16 protein-coding genes are annotated in these 16,328 nt (G+C 73.4%); 9 read left to right on the forward strand and 7 right to left on the reverse strand.

Going from position 1 to position 16,328, the window contains the following annotated elements; all coding sequences use genetic code 11:
• Window positions 1-143: 143 nt before the first annotated feature.
• From ACIP5W_RS03585 to ACIP5W_RS03605, 5 genes are read left to right on the forward strand one after another with little or no spacing between them, the layout of a single operon-like run.
• Window positions 144-1,505: an enolase C-terminal domain-like protein gene (locus ACIP5W_RS03585; protein WP_401466116.1), complete on the forward strand. Its 1,362-nt coding sequence runs from the start codon at window positions 144-146 to the stop codon at window positions 1,503-1,505.
• Window positions 1,484-2,239 carry an SDR family NAD(P)-dependent oxidoreductase gene (locus tag ACIP5W_RS03590; protein WP_401466119.1) on the forward strand — a complete coding sequence of 252 codons (756 nt, stop codon included), beginning with the start codon at window positions 1,484-1,486 and terminating at the stop codon, window positions 2,237-2,239. The genes ACIP5W_RS03585 and ACIP5W_RS03590 overlap by 22 nt, the downstream gene beginning before the upstream one ends.
• Window positions 2,236-3,246, forward strand: coding sequence for an aldo/keto reductase (locus ACIP5W_RS03595; RefSeq protein ID WP_401466122.1), 1,011 nt, complete (start codon window positions 2,236-2,238; stop codon window positions 3,244-3,246). Before ACIP5W_RS03590 ends, ACIP5W_RS03595 begins: the two co-directional genes overlap by 4 nt.
• Window positions 3,243-3,401: a hypothetical protein gene (locus tag ACIP5W_RS03600; RefSeq protein ID WP_401466125.1), complete on the forward strand. Its 159-nt coding sequence runs from the start codon at window positions 3,243-3,245 to the stop codon at window positions 3,399-3,401. The genes ACIP5W_RS03595 and ACIP5W_RS03600 overlap by 4 nt, the downstream gene beginning before the upstream one ends.
• Window positions 3,398-4,237 carry an amidohydrolase family protein gene (locus ACIP5W_RS03605; RefSeq protein ID WP_401466128.1) on the forward strand — a complete coding sequence of 280 codons (840 nt, stop codon included), beginning with the start codon at window positions 3,398-3,400 and terminating at the stop codon, window positions 4,235-4,237. Before ACIP5W_RS03600 ends, ACIP5W_RS03605 begins: the two co-directional genes overlap by 4 nt.
• Here the strand turns inward: ACIP5W_RS03605 and ACIP5W_RS03610 are convergent.
• A complete protein-coding gene (locus ACIP5W_RS03610) occupies window positions 4,225-5,646 on the reverse strand; it encodes a lipase maturation factor family protein (RefSeq protein ID WP_401466131.1) in 1,422 nt (473 codons plus the stop codon). The genes ACIP5W_RS03605 and ACIP5W_RS03610 overlap by 13 nt on opposite strands.
• A gap of 119 nt (window positions 5,647-5,765) precedes the next feature.
• On the opposite strand from ACIP5W_RS03610, the gene ACIP5W_RS03615 reads away from it, so the two are divergent.
• Window positions 5,766-7,871: a SpoIIE family protein phosphatase gene (locus tag ACIP5W_RS03615; RefSeq protein WP_401466134.1), complete on the forward strand. Its 2,106-nt coding sequence runs from the start codon at window positions 5,766-5,768 to the stop codon at window positions 7,869-7,871.
• Window positions 7,872-8,374: 503 nt separating this feature from the next.
• Here the strand turns inward: ACIP5W_RS03615 and ACIP5W_RS03620 are convergent.
• The 3 genes from ACIP5W_RS03620 to ACIP5W_RS03630 all read right to left on the reverse strand — a co-directional run bounded on the left by ACIP5W_RS03620 (window position 8,375) and on the right by ACIP5W_RS03630 (window position 10,392).
• Window positions 8,375-9,031, reverse strand: coding sequence for a zf-HC2 domain-containing protein (locus ACIP5W_RS03620; protein ID WP_401466137.1), 657 nt, complete (start codon window positions 9,029-9,031; stop codon window positions 8,375-8,377).
• 150 nt (window positions 9,032-9,181) lie between these two features.
• A complete protein-coding gene (locus tag ACIP5W_RS03625) occupies window positions 9,182-9,694 on the reverse strand; it encodes a hypothetical protein (RefSeq protein ID WP_401466140.1) in 513 nt (170 codons plus the stop codon).
• Window positions 9,695-9,843: 149 nt separating this feature from the next.
• Window positions 9,844-10,392: a sigma-70 family RNA polymerase sigma factor gene (locus ACIP5W_RS03630; RefSeq protein ID WP_401466143.1), complete on the reverse strand. Its 549-nt coding sequence runs from the start codon at window positions 10,390-10,392 to the stop codon at window positions 9,844-9,846.
• 221 nt (window positions 10,393-10,613) lie between these two features.
• Here ACIP5W_RS03630 and ACIP5W_RS03635 point away from each other — a divergent pair, with 221 nt between their 5' ends.
• Window positions 10,614-11,771 (forward strand): CapA family protein, encoded by a 1,158-nt coding sequence (locus ACIP5W_RS03635; protein ID WP_401466146.1) that lies wholly within the window; start codon window positions 10,614-10,616, stop codon window positions 11,769-11,771.
• A 21-nt stretch (window positions 11,772-11,792) separates the two neighbouring features.
• Here ACIP5W_RS03635 and ACIP5W_RS03640 read toward each other — a convergent pair whose 3' ends face one another.
• Window positions 11,793-12,254, reverse strand: a complete 462-nt coding sequence (locus ACIP5W_RS03640) for a universal stress protein (protein ID WP_401466149.1) — start codon at window positions 12,252-12,254, stop codon at window positions 11,793-11,795.
• 389 nt (window positions 12,255-12,643) lie between these two features.
• Between ACIP5W_RS03640 and ACIP5W_RS03645 the strand changes: the two genes are divergently transcribed.
• A complete protein-coding gene (locus tag ACIP5W_RS03645; RefSeq protein ID WP_401466152.1) occupies window positions 12,644-13,483 on the forward strand; it encodes a polysaccharide deacetylase family protein in 840 nt (279 codons plus the stop codon).
• A 200-nt stretch (window positions 13,484-13,683) separates the two neighbouring features.
• Here ACIP5W_RS03645 and ACIP5W_RS03650 read toward each other — a convergent pair whose 3' ends face one another.
• Entirely contained in the window at window positions 13,684-14,355 is a 672-nt protein-coding gene (locus ACIP5W_RS03650; RefSeq protein ID WP_401466155.1) for a class F sortase, read from the reverse strand.
• Between the two features lie 333 nt (window positions 14,356-14,688).
• Between ACIP5W_RS03650 and ACIP5W_RS03655 the strand changes: the two genes are divergently transcribed.
• Window positions 14,689-15,558 carry a hypothetical protein gene (locus ACIP5W_RS03655; protein ID WP_401466158.1) on the forward strand — a complete coding sequence of 290 codons (870 nt, stop codon included), beginning with the start codon at window positions 14,689-14,691 and terminating at the stop codon, window positions 15,556-15,558.
• Window positions 15,559-15,659: 101 nt separating this feature from the next.
• Here ACIP5W_RS03655 and ACIP5W_RS03660 read toward each other — a convergent pair whose 3' ends face one another.
• Window positions 15,660-16,196 (reverse strand): hypothetical protein, encoded by a 537-nt coding sequence (locus ACIP5W_RS03660; RefSeq protein WP_401466161.1) that lies wholly within the window; start codon window positions 16,194-16,196, stop codon window positions 15,660-15,662.
• Window positions 16,197-16,328: the final 132 nt, after the last annotated feature.

The raw sequence follows: 16,328 nt of genomic DNA on the forward strand, positions 1-16,328 counted from the left end.
CACCTCTCCTGTCACCGGTGGGCGCGGTTCGCCGGTGCGCGCAGTCTAACCACCGAACTGGTCCGACCAATCCAGCACCGATGGCGCGATTTTCGCGTCCGAGGGGTGCCCGGGACGGCAAGTGGTCTGATAAGTATGCGGGCATGGTGCCCCCGAACCCCGCCCGTGTCATCGCGGTCGACACCCACGACATCCGCTTCCCCACCTCCCGGGAACTCGACGGCTCCGACGCGATGAACCCCGACCCCGACTACTCGGCGGCCTACGTCGTCCTGCGCACCGACGCGGCCGACGGCCACGAGGGCCACGGCTTCGCCTTCACCATCGGCCGGGGCAACGACGTCCAGGTCGCCGCGATTAGCGCCCTGCGCGAGCACGTCGTCGGCCGGTCCGTCGACGACCTCTGCGCCGACCCGGGCACCCTCAGCCGCGACCTCGTCGGCGACAGCCAGCTCCGCTGGCTCGGCCCCGAGAAGGGCGTGATGCACATGGCGATCGGCGCCGTCGTCAACGCCGCCTGGGACCTCGCGGCCAAGCGCGCCGGCAAACCCCTGTGGCGGCTGCTGGCCGACGCCGACCCCGAGTGGCTGGTGCGGCAGATCGACTTCCGCTACCTCACCGACGCCCTCACCCCCGACGAGGCCCTCACCCTGCTGCGCCGCGGCCGACGGGGCGCCGACGCCCGCCGGGCCCACCTGCTCGAACGCGGCTACCCCGCCTACACCACCTCCGCCGGCTGGCTCGGCTACGACGACGACAAGCTCACCCGCCTCGCCGCCGGGGCCGTCGCCGACGGCTTCCGGCAGATCAAGCTGAAGGTCGGCACCGACCTCGACGACGACATCCGGCGCTGCCGCGCGGCCCGCGCCGCCGTGGGCCCCGACATCCGGCTCGCCGTCGACGCCAACCAGCGCTGGGACGTCGGCGAGGCGATCCGCTGGACCCGCGCCCTCGCCGAGTTCGACCCCTACTGGATCGAGGAGCCCACCAGCCCCGACGACATCCTCGGCCACGCCGCCGTGCGCGAGGCCGTCGCCCCGGTGAAGGTCGCCACCGGCGAACACGTCCACAACCGCGTCGTCTTCAAGCAGCTCCTCCAGGCGGGCGCCCTCGACGTCCTCCAGCTCGACGCCGCCCGCGTCGGAGGCGTCAACGAGAACCTCGCGATCCTGCTGCTCGCCGCCAGATTCGGCGTGCCCGTCTGCCCGCACGCCGGCGGCGTCGGCCTGTGCGAACTCGTCCAGCACCTGTCGATGTTCGACTACGTCGCCCTGAGCGGCACCACCGAGGACCGCGTCATCGAGTACGTCGACCACCTGCACCACCACTTCCTCGACCCGGTCGTGATCAGGGACGGCCACTACACGGCACCGACCGCGCCGGGCTTCTCCGCCGCCATGCGTCCGGAGTCGATCGCGCGGTACACCTACCCCGGCGGCGCCTTCTGGGCCGCCGACCCCACCGGCCGGAAGGAGCAGGCGGCGTGCACGACTTCGAGGGGCTGACCGCCCTGGTGACCGGCGGTGCCTCCGGCATCGGCCGGGCCACCGCCGAACTGCTGGCCGAGCGCGGCGCCACCGTCGCCGTCCTCGACCTGGACCCGACGGGCGTCGGCGAGCCCCTGCTCGCCCACCGCGCCGACGTCCGCGACGACGCCTCCGTGCGCGCGGCCGTCGCGGCCGCCGTCGCCGAACTGGGCGGCCTGGACGTCCTGGTCAATAACGCGGGCATCGGCGCCCAGGGCACCGTCGAGGACAACGACGACGCCGAATGGCACCACGTCCTGGACGTCAACGTCGTCGGCATGGTCCGTACGGCCCGGGCCGCCCTGCCCCATCTGCGGGCCTCCGCGCACGCCGCCGTCGTCAACACGTGCTCCGTCGCGGCCACCGCCGGCCTGCCGCGGCGCGCGCTGTACAGCGCCACCAAGGGCGCCGTGCACGCCCTCACCCTCGCGATGGCCGCCGACCACGTCCGCGAGGGCATCCGCGTCAACTGCGTCAACCCGGGCACCGCCGACACCCCGTGGATCGGCCGCCTGCTCGACGCCGCCGACGACCCGGCCGCCGAACGCGCGGCCCTGGAGGCCCGTCAGCCCAGCGGCCGCCTCGTCAGCGCCGCCGAGGTCGCGGGCGCCATCGCCTACCTGGCGAGCCCCCTGTCCGGCGCCACCACCGGCACCGCCCTCGCCGTCGACGGCGGCATGCAGGGCCTGCGGCTGCGTCCGGCGGGCTCGTGAACACCCTCGGCCGCAGCGGCGTCCGGGTCACCGGGCTCGGCCTGGGCGCCGCCCCCCTCGCGGGCCTGTACACCGAGGTCGACGACGAACAGGCCCACGCCACGGTGGCCGCCGCCTGGCGGCGCGGCGTGCGCTACTTCGACACCGCGCCCCACTACGGCCTCGGCCTCTCCGAACGCCGCCTGGGCGCCGCCCTGCGCGAGCACCCGCGCGCCGACTACGCGGTGTCCACGAAGGTCGGCCGCCGACTGGAGCCATCGGCGGCCGGCGGCGACGACCTCGCCCACGGCTTCGCCGTCCCCGCCACCCACCGCCGGGTCTGGGACTTCACCGCCGACGGCGTCCGCCGCACCCTGGAGGCGAGCCTGACCCGCCTCGGCCTCGACCGCGTCGACGTCGTCTACCTCCACGACCCCGACGACCACGCCGAAGCGGCCTTCCGCGAGGGCTACCCCGCCCTGGAGAGGCTGCGCTCCGAGGGCGTCGTCGGGGCGATCGGCGCCGGCATGAACCAGACCGCCATGCTCACCCGCTTCGTCCGCGACACCGACGTCGACGTGGTGCTGTGCGCCGGCCGCTACACCCTCCTCGACCGGAGCGCGCTCACCGATCTGCTGCCGGCCGCCCAGGAGCGCGGCACGTCCGTCGTCATCGGCGGCGCCTTCAACTCCGGCCTGCTGGCCGACCCGAAACCGACCGCCACCTACAACTATGCCCAAGCACCTGATGAGTTGATCGAACGCGCCCAGCATCTCAGCACCGTCGCCGAGCGCCACGGCAGCACCCTGCGCGCCGCCGCCCTCGCCTTCTGCGCCGCCCATCCGGCCGTCGCGAGCGTCCTCGTCGGCGCCCGCTCGGCGGCCGAAGCCGACGACTGCGCGGACCAGTTCGGGGCCATGGTCCCCCCGGCGCTCTGGCGGGAACTGCGGGAGACCGGTCTCCTGCCGCCCGACGCCCCGGTCCCCGGCGAGAAGGCACCGCGCAACCCGGCGCGGGAGCCGTCATGAGGGCGGCTCGGCACGCCCGCCGCCGCGCCGGACGCCGGCGGCTCCCGGCCGGCGCGGCCCGGCAGCCCCGCACGGCCGAACCGCCCCGCATCGGGCACGACCACCCGGGCCGAGACGCCGACGCGGGCCTGCCCGCGGTACGGGAGCTGCCGTGACCGTCGACGCCCACCACCACGTGTGGGACCTGTCCGTGCGCGACCAGGACTGGCTCGGCGGCCCCGGACTCCGGCCGCTGCGGCGCGACTTCACCCTCGCCGACCTCGCACCCGAGGCCCGTGCCGCCGGCGTCGACCGCACCGTCCTGGTGCAGACGGTCACCGTGGCCGAGGAGACCCCCGAGTTCCTCGCCCTCGCCGCCGCCCACGACCTGGTCGCGGGCGTGGTCGGCTGGACCGACCTGACCCGCCCCGGCGTCGGTGACGAACTGGCCCGGCTGCGGGAGCTCCCCGGCGGCCGCCACCTCAAGGGCATCCGCCACCAGGTCCAGGGCGAACCCGACCCGGAGTGGCTGCTGCGCCCGGACGTGTCCCGGGGACTCGCCGCCGTCGCCGACGCCGGCCTGGTGTACGACCTGGTCGTGCTGGACCGCCAGCTCCCCGCCTGCGTACGGGCCGCCGCCGCGCATCCCGGTCTCACGTTCGTCCTGGACCACCTCGGCAAACCACCCGTCGCCTCCGGCGCCCGCGCGTCCTGGGAGGCGGACCTGCGCGCGCTGGCCGCCCTGCCCAACACGGTCGCCAAGCTCTCCGGCCTGGTCACCGAGGCCGACCCCGCCACCTGGACGGCCGCCGACCTGCGGCCGTACACCGACGCCGCCCTGGACGCCTTCGGCCCGCACCGCCTGATGTTCGGCTCGGACTGGCCGGTGTGCACGCTCGTGGCCGGCTACGGACAGGTCCTGGAGACGGCCAGGCAGCTGACCGGCCACCTGAGCGCCGAGGAGAGCGGACAGGTCTTCGAGGCCACCGCCACCCGCGTCTACGGCCTCTGAGCCGACCCCGCCAGCCGCGTCGGCGGCAGGTACTCCCGCACGTAGGTCCGCTTCCAGCACGCGCCCGTCTCCCGCAGCTCCCGCGGGCTCGTGTACCGGTAGCGGAAGAGGCGGGCGCGGATGTGCCGCGGGGGTTCGCCGGGCGGGAACGGGGAGCGGCGCAGCAGGCGGAGCGTGGCCCGGTCGTTCTCCAGCAGCCGTTCCACCAGCGCCCCGAACCAGGGCCCGGCGTAGGCCGGGGAGAGCGCGGCGAACCACATCATCCAGTCCAGCCGCAGATGGTAGGGGGCGAACTGACGCGGCCAGCGCCGTGGATCGCCGGGCTTGCCCCGGAACTCGTACTCGCGCCAGTCGGAGTCCTCCCGCGGCACCTCGTCGAGGGTGCCCTCGATCACCACCTCGTGGCGCACCCGGCTCACACTGCCGAACGCGCCGTAGGTGTTGACCAGGTGCAGCGGGTCGAAGGAGCGGTTCATGACCTGCCCGCGCGAGAGCATGTTGAGCACCGGCCGGTGGCTGAGGAACAGCAGGAAGGCGGCCACCGCCAGGACCACCACCACGTACCAGAGCGGGGCGTCGGGCGTCGGGGGAGCGTCGCCGGGAAGGCCGAGCGCGGGGACGGCCAGCACGATCGTGATCCAGTTCAGCCAGGAGAAGTTGCCCGACAGCACCAGCCACAGCTGGGTGAGGATCATCAGGGACGCGGCGACCGTCGCGATCGGCTGCGGGGTGAACAGCAGGAACGGCACGAGCAGCTGGGTGACGTGGTTGGCGGCCACCTCCACCCGGTGCAGCGGCTTCGGCAGATGGTGGAAGAACCAGCTCAGCGGACCGGGCATCGGCTGGGTCTCGTGGTGGTGGTCCAGACAGGTGAGCCTCCGCCAGCAGGGATCACCCCGCATCTTGATCAGACCCGCGCCGAACTCGACGCGGAACAGCAGCCAGCGCAGCAGGAACAGCACCACGAACGGCGGCGCCACCTCGTCGTTGCCGAGGAACACGGCGAGGAACCCGGTCTCCAGCAGCAGCGACTCCCAGCCGAAGCCGTACCAGGTCTGGCCGACGTTGACGATCGACACGTACAGGGCCCACGGCACCAGCCACAGCAGCATCGCCGCCCACAGCGGCAGCAGCGAGTCCACGCCGACGGCCAGCGCCGCCGACACCGCGCAGCCCGTCCAGGCGCACCCGGCGAAGAACCGGTCCGAACAGCGCAGGTGGAACACGCTCGGCGCCCGCCGGAACGGCACGCGCTCGACGAACCGGGCGACCGGCAGCATTCCGCGCTCGCCGAGCAGCGCCCGGAACTGGAGCGCCGCAGTGCCGAAGGCGACCAGATACACGCAGGCCAGAGCCCGCTGGAAGACCGTCCGGCTCAGCCAGTGGTCGGGTGCGGTGAACCACTCCACGGATGCCCGCTCCTCTCGCGTCCCCCGTCCTGACACCCCTCGTGTTCCACGCCGGGAGGCATCACGCACGCGTTCCCCTCCCAGTCGAAGAATCCGGCAAATCCTGGCAAGGTGGGCGCATGGTCGATCGGGGAGCGAGCGCACCGTCCCTCCCGGAGGACTGGCCCGCCCGTCCGGAGCCGATCCTGGCACTCAACCGCATGGGCGGCTTCGACTGGGACCTGGACACCGGTCTGTTCGCCATGGACGCCCGCGCCCACGAGATCTTCGACGTGACCCCCGACGAGTACGACGGCAACCCCGAGAGCCTCTCCCCGCGCATCCCCCCGGCCGAGGCCCTGCGTCTGGACACCCTGGTGACCCAGGCCATCAAGGACGGCAGCGAGCACTACGGCGCCTACTTCCGCGTCCGCCGCCGCGACGGCGGGCTGCGCTGGACCCACACCCAGGGCTGCATCCGGCGCGACGACACGGGCCGGCCCCGCCGGATCATCGGCATCGTCCGGGACGCGACCGACGAACTGCGCGACCTCGCCGCCCACCGCGAGGCGGCCGCCCTCGACGACGCGCGCCGCGAGCAGACCAACGTCGTACAGCTCACCACCGCCGCCCTGGCGCACGCCCGGACCGTGAAGGACGTCATCGACGTCCTCAAGGACACCCACGGTCTCATCCACCTGGGCGCGACCAGCCTGGTCATGGGCCTGGTCGAGGCCGGCCGGATCCGGCTGATCGCCGAGGGCCCCCAGGGCAGCTTCGTGCCCGGCACCCTCGTGACCGGAATCGACGAGCCGTACCCGATGAGCGAGGTGGTGCGCACCCTCACCCCCCGGTTCATCGAGTCGCCCGACGAGTTCGCGGCCGGCTACCCCGTGCTGTGGCCGCACATCACCGGCCTGAAGATCACCTCGGCCGCCTACCTGCCGCTCATCGTCCAGGCCCGTCCGATCGGCGCGATGGGCCTGCTCTACAGCGACCGGCGCGGCTTCACCCCCGAGGAACGCAACATCCTCGTCGCCCTGGGCAGCAGCATCGCCCAGTCCCTGCAACGGGCCATGTTCTACGAGCAGGAGAAGGACATCGCCCAGGGCCTCCAGCAGGCCATGCTGCCGCGCACCATCCCCAGCGTGCCCGGCGCCGACGTCGCCGTCCGCTACCGCGCCGCCACCATCGGCGGCTCCCACGGCCGCGACATCGGCGGCGACTGGTACGACCTGATCCCACTGCCCGGAGGTACCCCCTCCGGGGGAGGCCGGGTCGGCGCCGTCATCGGCGACGTCCAGGGCCACGACACGCACGCCGCCGCCGTCATGGGCCAGCTGCGCATCGTCCTGCGCGCGTACGCCTCCGAAGGTCACACCCCGGCCACCGTGATGGCCCGCGCCTCCGTCTTCCTCCACGAACTCGACACCGACCGCTTCGCCACCTGCCTCTACGCCGAGGCCGACCTGTCCACCGGCGTCGTCCAGATGGTCCGGGCCGGCCACATCGACCCGCTGGTGCGCGGGGCGGACGGCACCTGCCGGCGCCTCTTTGTCCCCGGCGGACTGCCGCTCGGCCTGTCCGCCGAGTTCGGCTGCCTCGACTATCCCGTCGCCACCCTCGAACTCGACCCCGGCCACACCCTGCTGCTGTGCACCGACGGGCTCGTCGAACAGCCCGGCGCCGACCTCGACGACGGCATGCGGATCCTCGCCGAGCTGATCGCCACCGGCCCCGACGACGTACGGGAGCTCGCCGACCGGCTCATCGACGTCGCCGAGGAACGCGGCGGTGACGACGACGTGGCCCTCCTCCTGCTCCGCCGGCACGGCACGGACGCCTCCCGGACCGGCAGCCGGCTCCAGCAGCACGTGGCGCCCGGCGACGCCGAGGCCCTCACCCACGCCCGGCACATGATCCGCGCGGCCGTCCGCTCCTGGGGCGCCCGGCACCGCTCCGACGACGTCGAACTGGCCGCCGACGAACTGATCACCAACGCCCTCATGCACACCGAGGGCGCCGCCGTCGTCACCCTGCGCCTCCTCACCGGCGCCGACCGCCGGCTGCGCGTCGAGGTCGAGGACTCCTCCAGCGCCCTGCCGCGCCGCCGCGAGGCCGGGGACTCGGGCGTCTCCGGCCGCGGTCTGCTCCTGGTCGACCTGCTCTCCGACGGGTGGGGAGTGGAGGCCCGCGGCGGCGGCAAGTGCGTGTGGTGCGAGTTCGACGTGCCGGAGCGGACCTGAGCACCGGGCCGCCGACGGCGCTCCGGACGGATGCCGGACCTCTCCGAGACCGCCGGCGGCCTCCACCTCGTCACCCGCCAGGCCCGAGCGGTCCGGCTGCACCGGAAGGACCGCCTCCCCGGCGGTTCGCCCCGGCAAGGGCCCGTCGGCCCTGCGCGTCCCCCCGGAGACCGGGGCGGGCTTCGACCGGCGACTCCTGGCTCCCGTACCGCCCGACGTGCCAGACGGGCGGCAGACCGCCCGACGTGCCAGACGGGCGGCAGACCGCCCGACGTGCCAGACGGGCGGCAGACCGCCGGCCGGCGGAGGTCACGACTGCCGGAGCAGCTCACCGGTGAGGCGCGCCGACCAGGTGCACCGGCGCGGCCAGGATCAGCACCGGGACGGCCGGGTCCTTCGCGACCGAGGTGAGTTTTGCCCCAGGGGGTGTCCGACAAATGAGCGCGGGAGAAGGAGCGTGCGTGCCGGACGCCGTGACGCCGCGGGCATTTGTCGGGCACCCCCTAGCGGGGCTTGAGGACGACGAGGGTCTCGCCGGTCATCGTCCGCACCTCGTAGCGCGCGATCTTGTCGGTCTGCATGGTCGCGCCGCCCTTCATGGTGTTGGGGCGGGCGTCGTGGTCGGGGACCATCCAGCTGGTGACGATCTCCTCCGAGCCGTCGTGGCCGATGACGATCAGATGGCAGGCGCGCGGACCGGCGGCGTCCTTCACCTCGAGCTCGACCTGGCTGCCCCAGAGTTCGTCCTCGGTCGTCACCTGCGCCCACACGCCCGACTTCTGGTCGGTCGCCGTGACCACCCGCACCGGCTCCTCACCGCCGCCACCGGCCATCATGGCGAGCGCGGGTCCCGCGACGGCGACCACCACGGCCGCGGCCACGGCGTACAGCAGCCGTCGCTTGACGGCCCTGCGCCGGGCGGCGACCTCGTCGAGGAGGCGGTCGAGGAGCTGCGGGCCGGGGCCGGCGAAGGGATGCACGGCGCGCGGCGTAGCCCTCCGGTACAGCATCAGCTGCCGGGTGGTGGCGCCGAACTCGGTGACCTCCGCCGCGCAGCGAGGACACTCCATGAGGTGGTCCTCGAAACGGAAGGCCTCCGCCTCGTCCAGCACGCCCAGCGCGTACGCGCCGACGTCGCGATGCCTCTCCAGGGACCTCATGCCGAAACCTCGCGCCGTTGAGTGCCAGTGGGGTTACTCCTTGCTCCCATCGGTACGGACCAGGCAGCGGAATCACTCAAGGCACGTACCGAATCGTGACCCAGATGTTCGGAGCGGTCCGGCCCGTGGATTGGTCCGGATGCGAAAAAGCTAGAAAAGATGGATCGCGAGGTGCCCGAGGGGCAGACCGAGCTGCCAGGCGGGCGTCCAGACCTTGGGTTCCTCGTCCTCGCCGGCCGGCGCGCCGCCCGGCACCGCGTTGAGGTCGGGGGCGAGCAGTTCGGTCTCCTCGAGCCAGCGCCAGGCCGCCGACGCCAGCTCGAGATCGGGGTCGGGGTCTTCCAACTCGGCCGCCTCGGCCGTCAGTTGTGACATACGTTCGGCGACCCAGTCCTGCCAGGGCTGGTCGTACGCCGTGAGCGAAAGCCATGTCTCCAGCTGGGTGACCACCCGGATCCCGGGCAGTTCGCCGTCGGTGTCGGACAGGAAGACGGTCAGTGCCAGGGCGTCCCGCCCGGCGCGGAACTCGAAGGACGTCGGCGGCATGAGATCGCCGGTCCGCAGCAGTTCGTCGGCGATGTACTCGGCGTACAACCATGCCATGGGGACGGTGAGTTCCCCGCCGCCGGTGCCGTCCGTGCTCTGATGACCTCTGTGCAGCATCCCTTCCTGCCTTCCTCCGGTGCGTGCGCTTCTTTCGGCGCCGGAAAACCGGCGACCGGGCCCCATCCGGAACACGGATAAGGACACCCGATTACTCAACCGGGGTCCACGGCAAGGCGCTTTACGGAGGTTTGACTCGACCGTGGGTTTCAGCCCAGGTCGGGCGCGTAACCGGGAAGCACCCGGCGCAGGGCGCGCAGCGCGTAGTACGCGCGCGACTTCACGGTACCGGGCGGGATGCCGAGGGTTTCGGCGGCCTCCGCCACACTCGCCCCTCGGAAATACACCAGCACCAGGACTTCACGGTGTTCCGGAGTGAGTGTCTTCACAGCCTCGCGGACATCGAGCGCCGCGGCGGCCCGGTCGGCGTGGTCGCCGCAGACCGGCGCGTTCTCCAGTACCGCGTCCCCGACCTCGGCCGGCCGCGCCTGCCGGGCCCGCCGCGCGTCGATCGCGAGCCGCCGGCCGACGGTGAGCAGCCAGGGCCGTACGGAGTCGAAGGCGTCGGCGCGCAGGGCCTCAGGATGCTGCCAGGCGCGCACCAGGGTCTCCTGGACGAGGTCCTCGGCGCGCTGGCGGTCGCCGTCGCACAGCCTCAGCAGCAGCGCGAAGAGCGGCCGGCCGTGCTCACGCTGGAGCGCGGCGAGTTCGTGTTCGGCGGTCGTCGTCTGGGCGGTGAGGGTGGTCCCGGCGGTCATGCGCGTATGGCACCCCAGGGCGCCGGTTCGGGACAGGGTGCGCACAAGGGTCTGCGGCGGACGGTCGATCGCGTCGACGAACGGTTCGACGAACGGTCCGGGCTACGCCGATCGCGCGCATCCGGTCCGGTGGCGGGAGCGCCGGAGCCCTACGCGTCCGCGCATGGATTAGTAGTGATACATGCGTAAATGTGATGAGTCATGTGCAACGGGGTGATGCAGTGATCGCACGCAGACACCAGGTGGCCCTGGCCCTCACGGCCCTCCTCGCGGCGGCCGCGGCCTGCCAGGCCCACGACCGCGAACCCGCCTCCGGCCACCCGGCCCCCTCGCCCAGCCGCGGCTTCACCCTGGTGGCCACCGGCGACATCGTCCCGCACGCCTCGGTCGTCGACCGGGCCCGCTTCGACGCCGGTGGCACGGGCTACGACTTCGGCCCGATGTTCACCGGGATCCAACCCGTCGTCACCGGCGCCGACCTGGCGCTCTGTCATCTGGAGACCGTCCGCGTCGCCGCCGACCCGGCCGCCGACTCCCTGCCCCGGCTCGCCGCAGCCCTCGCCACCACCGGCTACGACGGCTGCTCCACCGCCTCCGAACACGCCCTCGACGACGGCCCCGACGGCGTGCGCCGCACCCTGGACGCCCTCGACGGCACCGGCGTACGGCACGCGGGCACCGCCCGCTCCGAGGCCGAGGCCGCCGCCGTCCCGCTCCTGAGCGCGGGCCCCGCGAAGGTCGCCCACCTCGCCTACACCTACGACACCGACGGCCGTCCGCTCCCCGACGGACAGCCCTGGGCGCTCTCCCTGATCGACGAGAACAAGATCGTCGCCGATGCCCGGAACGCCCGCCGGGCCGGGGCCGACGTGGTCGTCGTCTCCCTGCACTGGGGCACGGAGTGGCAGGACGCGCCGGACGGGCGGCAGCTCGCCCTCGCCAGAACCCTCACCGCCTCCCGCACCGGCGGACGCCCCGACATCGACCTGATCCTCGGCAGCCACGCCCACGTCCCGCAGGCGTACGAGAAGGTCAACGGCACCTGGGTCGTCTACGGCCTCGGGGACCAGGTGGCCGGCGAGACGCCGAACCGCGCCGGCGTCGTCGACCCGCGCGCCAACCAGTCCAGCGTCGCCCGCTTCACCTTCTCCCCGCCCGCCCGGCCCGGCGCCCGCTGGGAGGTGACGAGGGCCGCCTTCGTCCCCGGGCTGTTCGACCTCGACGCCGGCCGCGTCGTCGACCTCGACAGGGCCCTCGCCCAGGGCGCCGACGTGGGGGGCGTACGCGACCGCATCCGCGACCTCGTGCTCAGCAGGGGAGCGGCACAGGACGGGCTGGTGACGGGGGAACAAGAGGGTCAAGGGGAGTACGGGCAGTAAGGGGAGTAAGGGGAGGGGCGACTACGGCACCACCGTCACCGGCCAGCGCCCCGCCTTCACCAGCCGCACCGCCACCGACCCCACGATCCGGTGACCGGCCTGCTCGGACGCGCCGACCACCACCGCGTCGGCCTTCAGCTGGTCCGCGGCCTTCACCAGCCCGTTGTACGGGTCGCCCTGGAAGGTGTGGAACTCCCAGCGCACGTCGAATATCCCCCGGGTCCGTTCGGTGGCCTCCCGGATCTGCGCCACGATGTCCTGGGCGATCTCGTCGGTCGCCTCCGCTACCGGCGCCCCGAGCGCCGCGCCCGCCGCCATCACCGGCTGCACGTACACCACGGCGAGCAGGGCGCCCTGGCGCCGGGCCAGACCGGCGGCGTAGGCCGCGGCGCGCAGCGAGGGATCGGAGCCGTCCACGCCGGCGAGGACGACCTTCGGGCCGTCCGTGCCCCGTTCGAACGGGGAAGGGTGCTGTTCCGTCACGACGAGAGGCTATCGGAACCCGCAGGTCCCACCGCCGCGCGGGCCCGGCGGTCTCCCGCGGCCGCGACCACGAGCGCCCTGGCAGGGGCCACCCCGACCGAGGACACCCGGTCCGGCACGGCCGCCCGGAAGCGGCTTCCCCTGCCGGGTGCCGGACGCCGCCGCGGGCGCCTCCGGCAGCCCCCGGCGCCTTCGGTGTCCGCGTCCTGTGCCGCGTCCCGCCGGCCGTCGTCCCGCCGCGCCTTCGGCCGCGCCCGGCGGGCTCGCGTCGCCGCTGATCCCGACAGTGACGACGGGGCGGTCGGCCTGCTGCGCCGAGCGGGTGGATTCGTGCCGCCGGGTCGGTGGCGTTGTGGTGCGTCGGGGCCCGGCCGGGCGACTGATGACACATGCAGAAGGATCAGTTGTTCACGCGGCGCGGGGCGTTGCTCGCCGGTGCCGCCGCCGTCGGCGCGGCCGGGACGGCCTCTCTGTTCGCGTGGGGGACGGGCGCGGGGACACCGGCCCGCACCGGTGCCCCGGTGGCCGGTGCCCCCGCGTACCGCCTCCCGACGGGACCCTCCGCCTACCGCCTCCAGCCGCTGACCGGCTACGGCCCCCCGCGCACCACGGCCCGCACCCCCGTGCGGCGCGAACCGTTGCTGCGGATCACCGGCCGCGGCCGCACCATGGTGCTCACCTTCGACGACGGCCCCGACCCCCGCTACACCCCGGGCATCCTCGACGCCCTGGCCGAGTACGGCGTCCACGCGATGTTCTTCGTGTGCGGGGAGATGGCCGCCGACCACCCCCACCTGCTGGCCCGGATGGCCGACGAGGGACACACCGTCGGCAACCACACCTGGTCCCACCCCCTGCTCACGAAAATGACGCGCCGTCAGATCCACTCCGAGATGAGCCGCACCAGCGAGGTCATCGAGAACGCCTACGGAGAGCGGCCCCGCTGGTTCCGCGCCCCCTACGGCGCCTGGAACCGCGCCGCCTTCCAACTGGGCTCCGAACTCGGCATGGAGCCCCTGGCCTGGACGGTGGACACCCTGGACTGGACCACCCCGGGCACCGGCACCATCGTCGACCGGGTCGAGAACGGCGCCGCCCCCGGCGTCGTCGTCCTCTCGCACGACGCGGGCGGTGACCGCACCCAGAGCGTGCGGGCCCTGCGCCGCTATCTGCCCCAACTCCTCGACTCCGGCTACCACATCACGGTGCCGCAGCGGCAGCGCACCTAGGGCCGCTCGTCGCACGCGTCCGTCCGGCGAACACGGCCTCCCCGCGGGCGGCGGTGCGCGCCGGACTCCGCCGGGCCCAGCACCTCGGCACCGAGGGGTACGACGGCTTCGACCGGATCCGTACGGCGGCATCCGCGTCCGGCGCCCGCCCGGCCGGCCGAGGTCCCGCGGGGTGGTCACCCGCCCGGCCGGCTTTCCGTTCAGCGGACCTCGACCAGGCGGGCGAAGGCGACCACGTTGCCGTCGTAGCCGTTCGCCTTGGAGAAACCGCCACCGCAGGTGATCACCCGGAGTTCGGGGGCGCCCTTGGAGGCGTAGACGCGGTCGCCGGGGAAGTTGTTCTTCTCGAAGACCTCGACGCCGTAGATCTCGAACACCGCGGTCTTCCCGTCCCGGCGGGCCACCTCGACGTGATTCCCCTTCTTCAGGGCACCCAGACCGTAGAACACGGCCGGCCCCTGCATGTTGTCGACATGGCCGACGACGACCGCCGTCCCCTTCTCACCGGGGGAGACGGCGCCGGTGAACCAGCCGGCCAGATTCGGGTCCTCCGGGGGCGGCGCGCCGACCCAGCCGTCCGTGTCCAGGCCGACCTGCATGACCGGGGCGTCGACCCTGATGGCGGGGATCCTGACCCGGTCGGGCTCCGCGAACGGCAGGGCCTGGACGGTCTTCCCGAAGGTTCCCTGGGCCGCACGGGCGTCGGCGGACGCCGCGGAGGCGGGCTGCGGCGGGCCCGCGTCGAACTCCCCCGAACCGTTCCGGATGAGCGCGAGCCCGGTCAGCAGAACAAGCGCTATCACGCCCCAAGGTGCACGCTTCTTCGGCCGCTCCTCCTCTTCCGCCATTCCGGACAGCTCGTACCCAGACATTCGCCATCCCCTTTCGACGCGGCCGTCGCCACGTCCTTTCGCGCATACGAGAACGCTAAGTCCCGCAACGGGAACCGGCGACGGGGCGGCGGCGAACGGGTGGCCCGCGTGTCCTTCGGTCCGCCATCCGAGTTTCCGCGCACAGGAATTTTCTGACGGACCGTGACCTGCGGCTATATCCGATTGTGTGCATTTTCCTCGGCGTGTCCTCTCACCAGGACGGACCATTCCCGAAATGCGGTCCCGTGCACGGCATCTGAGGGTCGATCCGGGAGGCGCTCTCTCGCCGACAGACCGGGGACGGGCCCCGGGGCGCCTTCCGCGGAGGATCACATGCGAAACTCACGCGCCCTGGCGGCAGCGGCCACAGCGGTCGCCGTCCTCGGGCTCGCCGCCCCCGTGGCCGTCGCGGACGGGATGCCACCCAACCCGGGCAGCCAGAACGACAACAACTGGGTCGCCCCCGGAAACAACAACGGCGGAGGCCACTCGGGCAACGACAACTGGGACGGGAACAACGGCAACAACGGCAACGGGGAGAACAACGGCGGCAACGGCGGGGGCGGGGGGAACGGTGGTAACGGGGAGAACAACGGCGGCAACGGCGGCGGCAACGGTGGTAACGGGGGCAACAACGGCGGGGGCAACGGTGGTGGCGGGGGGAACCACGGCGGCAATGGCGGGGGCAACGGCGGCGGCAACGGTGGTAACGGGGGCAACAACGGCGGGGGCAACGGTGGTGGCGGGGGGAACCACGGCGGCAACGGCGGCGGCAACGGTGGTGGCGGCCACGAGGGAATCTCCCCGAGCAACATCGTCGCGCTGCCCAGCGTCGTCGCCCGCGGCGGTCAGCTGGCCGTCACCGTCGACGGCTGCCGGGGCGGCGGCACCATGAGTTCGGACGCCTTCCGGACGACCGGCCTCAGGCCCGTCAACGGCGCCCACCACACGGCGCAGGGCACCGCGACGGTCAACAGCAACGCGCGCCCCGGCTCGCACAGCATCACCGTCAACTGCAACGGCCGTACCCTCACCAACCCCACCGCCTTCACCGTCATCGGCGGCGTCCGCGGCGGTCTCGGCGGCAGCAGCTCCAGCGGCGCCACCCCCACCGACATGGCCATCGGCGGCGGGCTGGTGGCCGCCGCGGTCATCGGCGGCGGCGTGTTCTGGATGCGCCGGCGCGCGGAACGCCGCGCCTGACGACCTTCTCCGGCCCCTTCGGAGCACTGCCACCGCACGTCACGGGCCTTCGCCCCCTCCCTTTCCGGGAACCGGGGCGAAGGCCCGCCGCCCGGATGCCGTCAGGCGCCGCCGTCCTCGCCCGCCCGCCGGCGCGAGAAGTGGTACGCCGCACCGACCGACCCCGCGACGAGCGCCGCGCCGAGCCCGACCTCCCGCAGGTCGAACCCGGCGACGGTCCCGCCCGCACCGGCCCGCACGGCGCGCGGGACCGCGTCGGGCACCGGGGTGGGGGTGGCCGGGCGGGCGCCGGCGACGGTCAGCCCGGTGGAACCGCTGACGCCGTCACAGGTGAACGTCACCCGGTGCACCGCGCCCACCTTGATGCCGAAGTCGACCGTCGTGGTGGCCGAGGAGCGGTGCGCGGCGATGCGCACCGAGTCGAAGATCCCCGAGGTGATGGTGACGTCGCCCTTGCAGCCGCCGTCGCCCCGGTCGATCCGGAGGGTGACCCGGCCGCCCGCCACGATCGTCGACGGCAGCACGCTGAAGCCGAACGGGGTGGTGCCGCCGCCGTCGGCGGCGACGGCGGACGGCGCGGGGAGGGCCAGGGCGCCCAGGCCCAGCAGTGCGGCCGAGGCGACGCGTATCGCGTGCATGTGTGTCCTCCGGTTTCCGAGGAGCAGCCGCGGTTCTTCTCCGCGCGTGTCGTCGAATGCGCCTCGATGACCGAAACGCTAGGAACGTGTGTGCGCTCCCGCGATTCCTGTCGCGCGAACGGGGCAAGCGGG

Origin of the sequence: Streptomyces sp. NPDC088766 (assembly GCF_044750845.1) — a bacterium.
Lineage (GTDB): Bacteria > Actinomycetota > Actinomycetes > Streptomycetales > Streptomycetaceae > Streptomyces.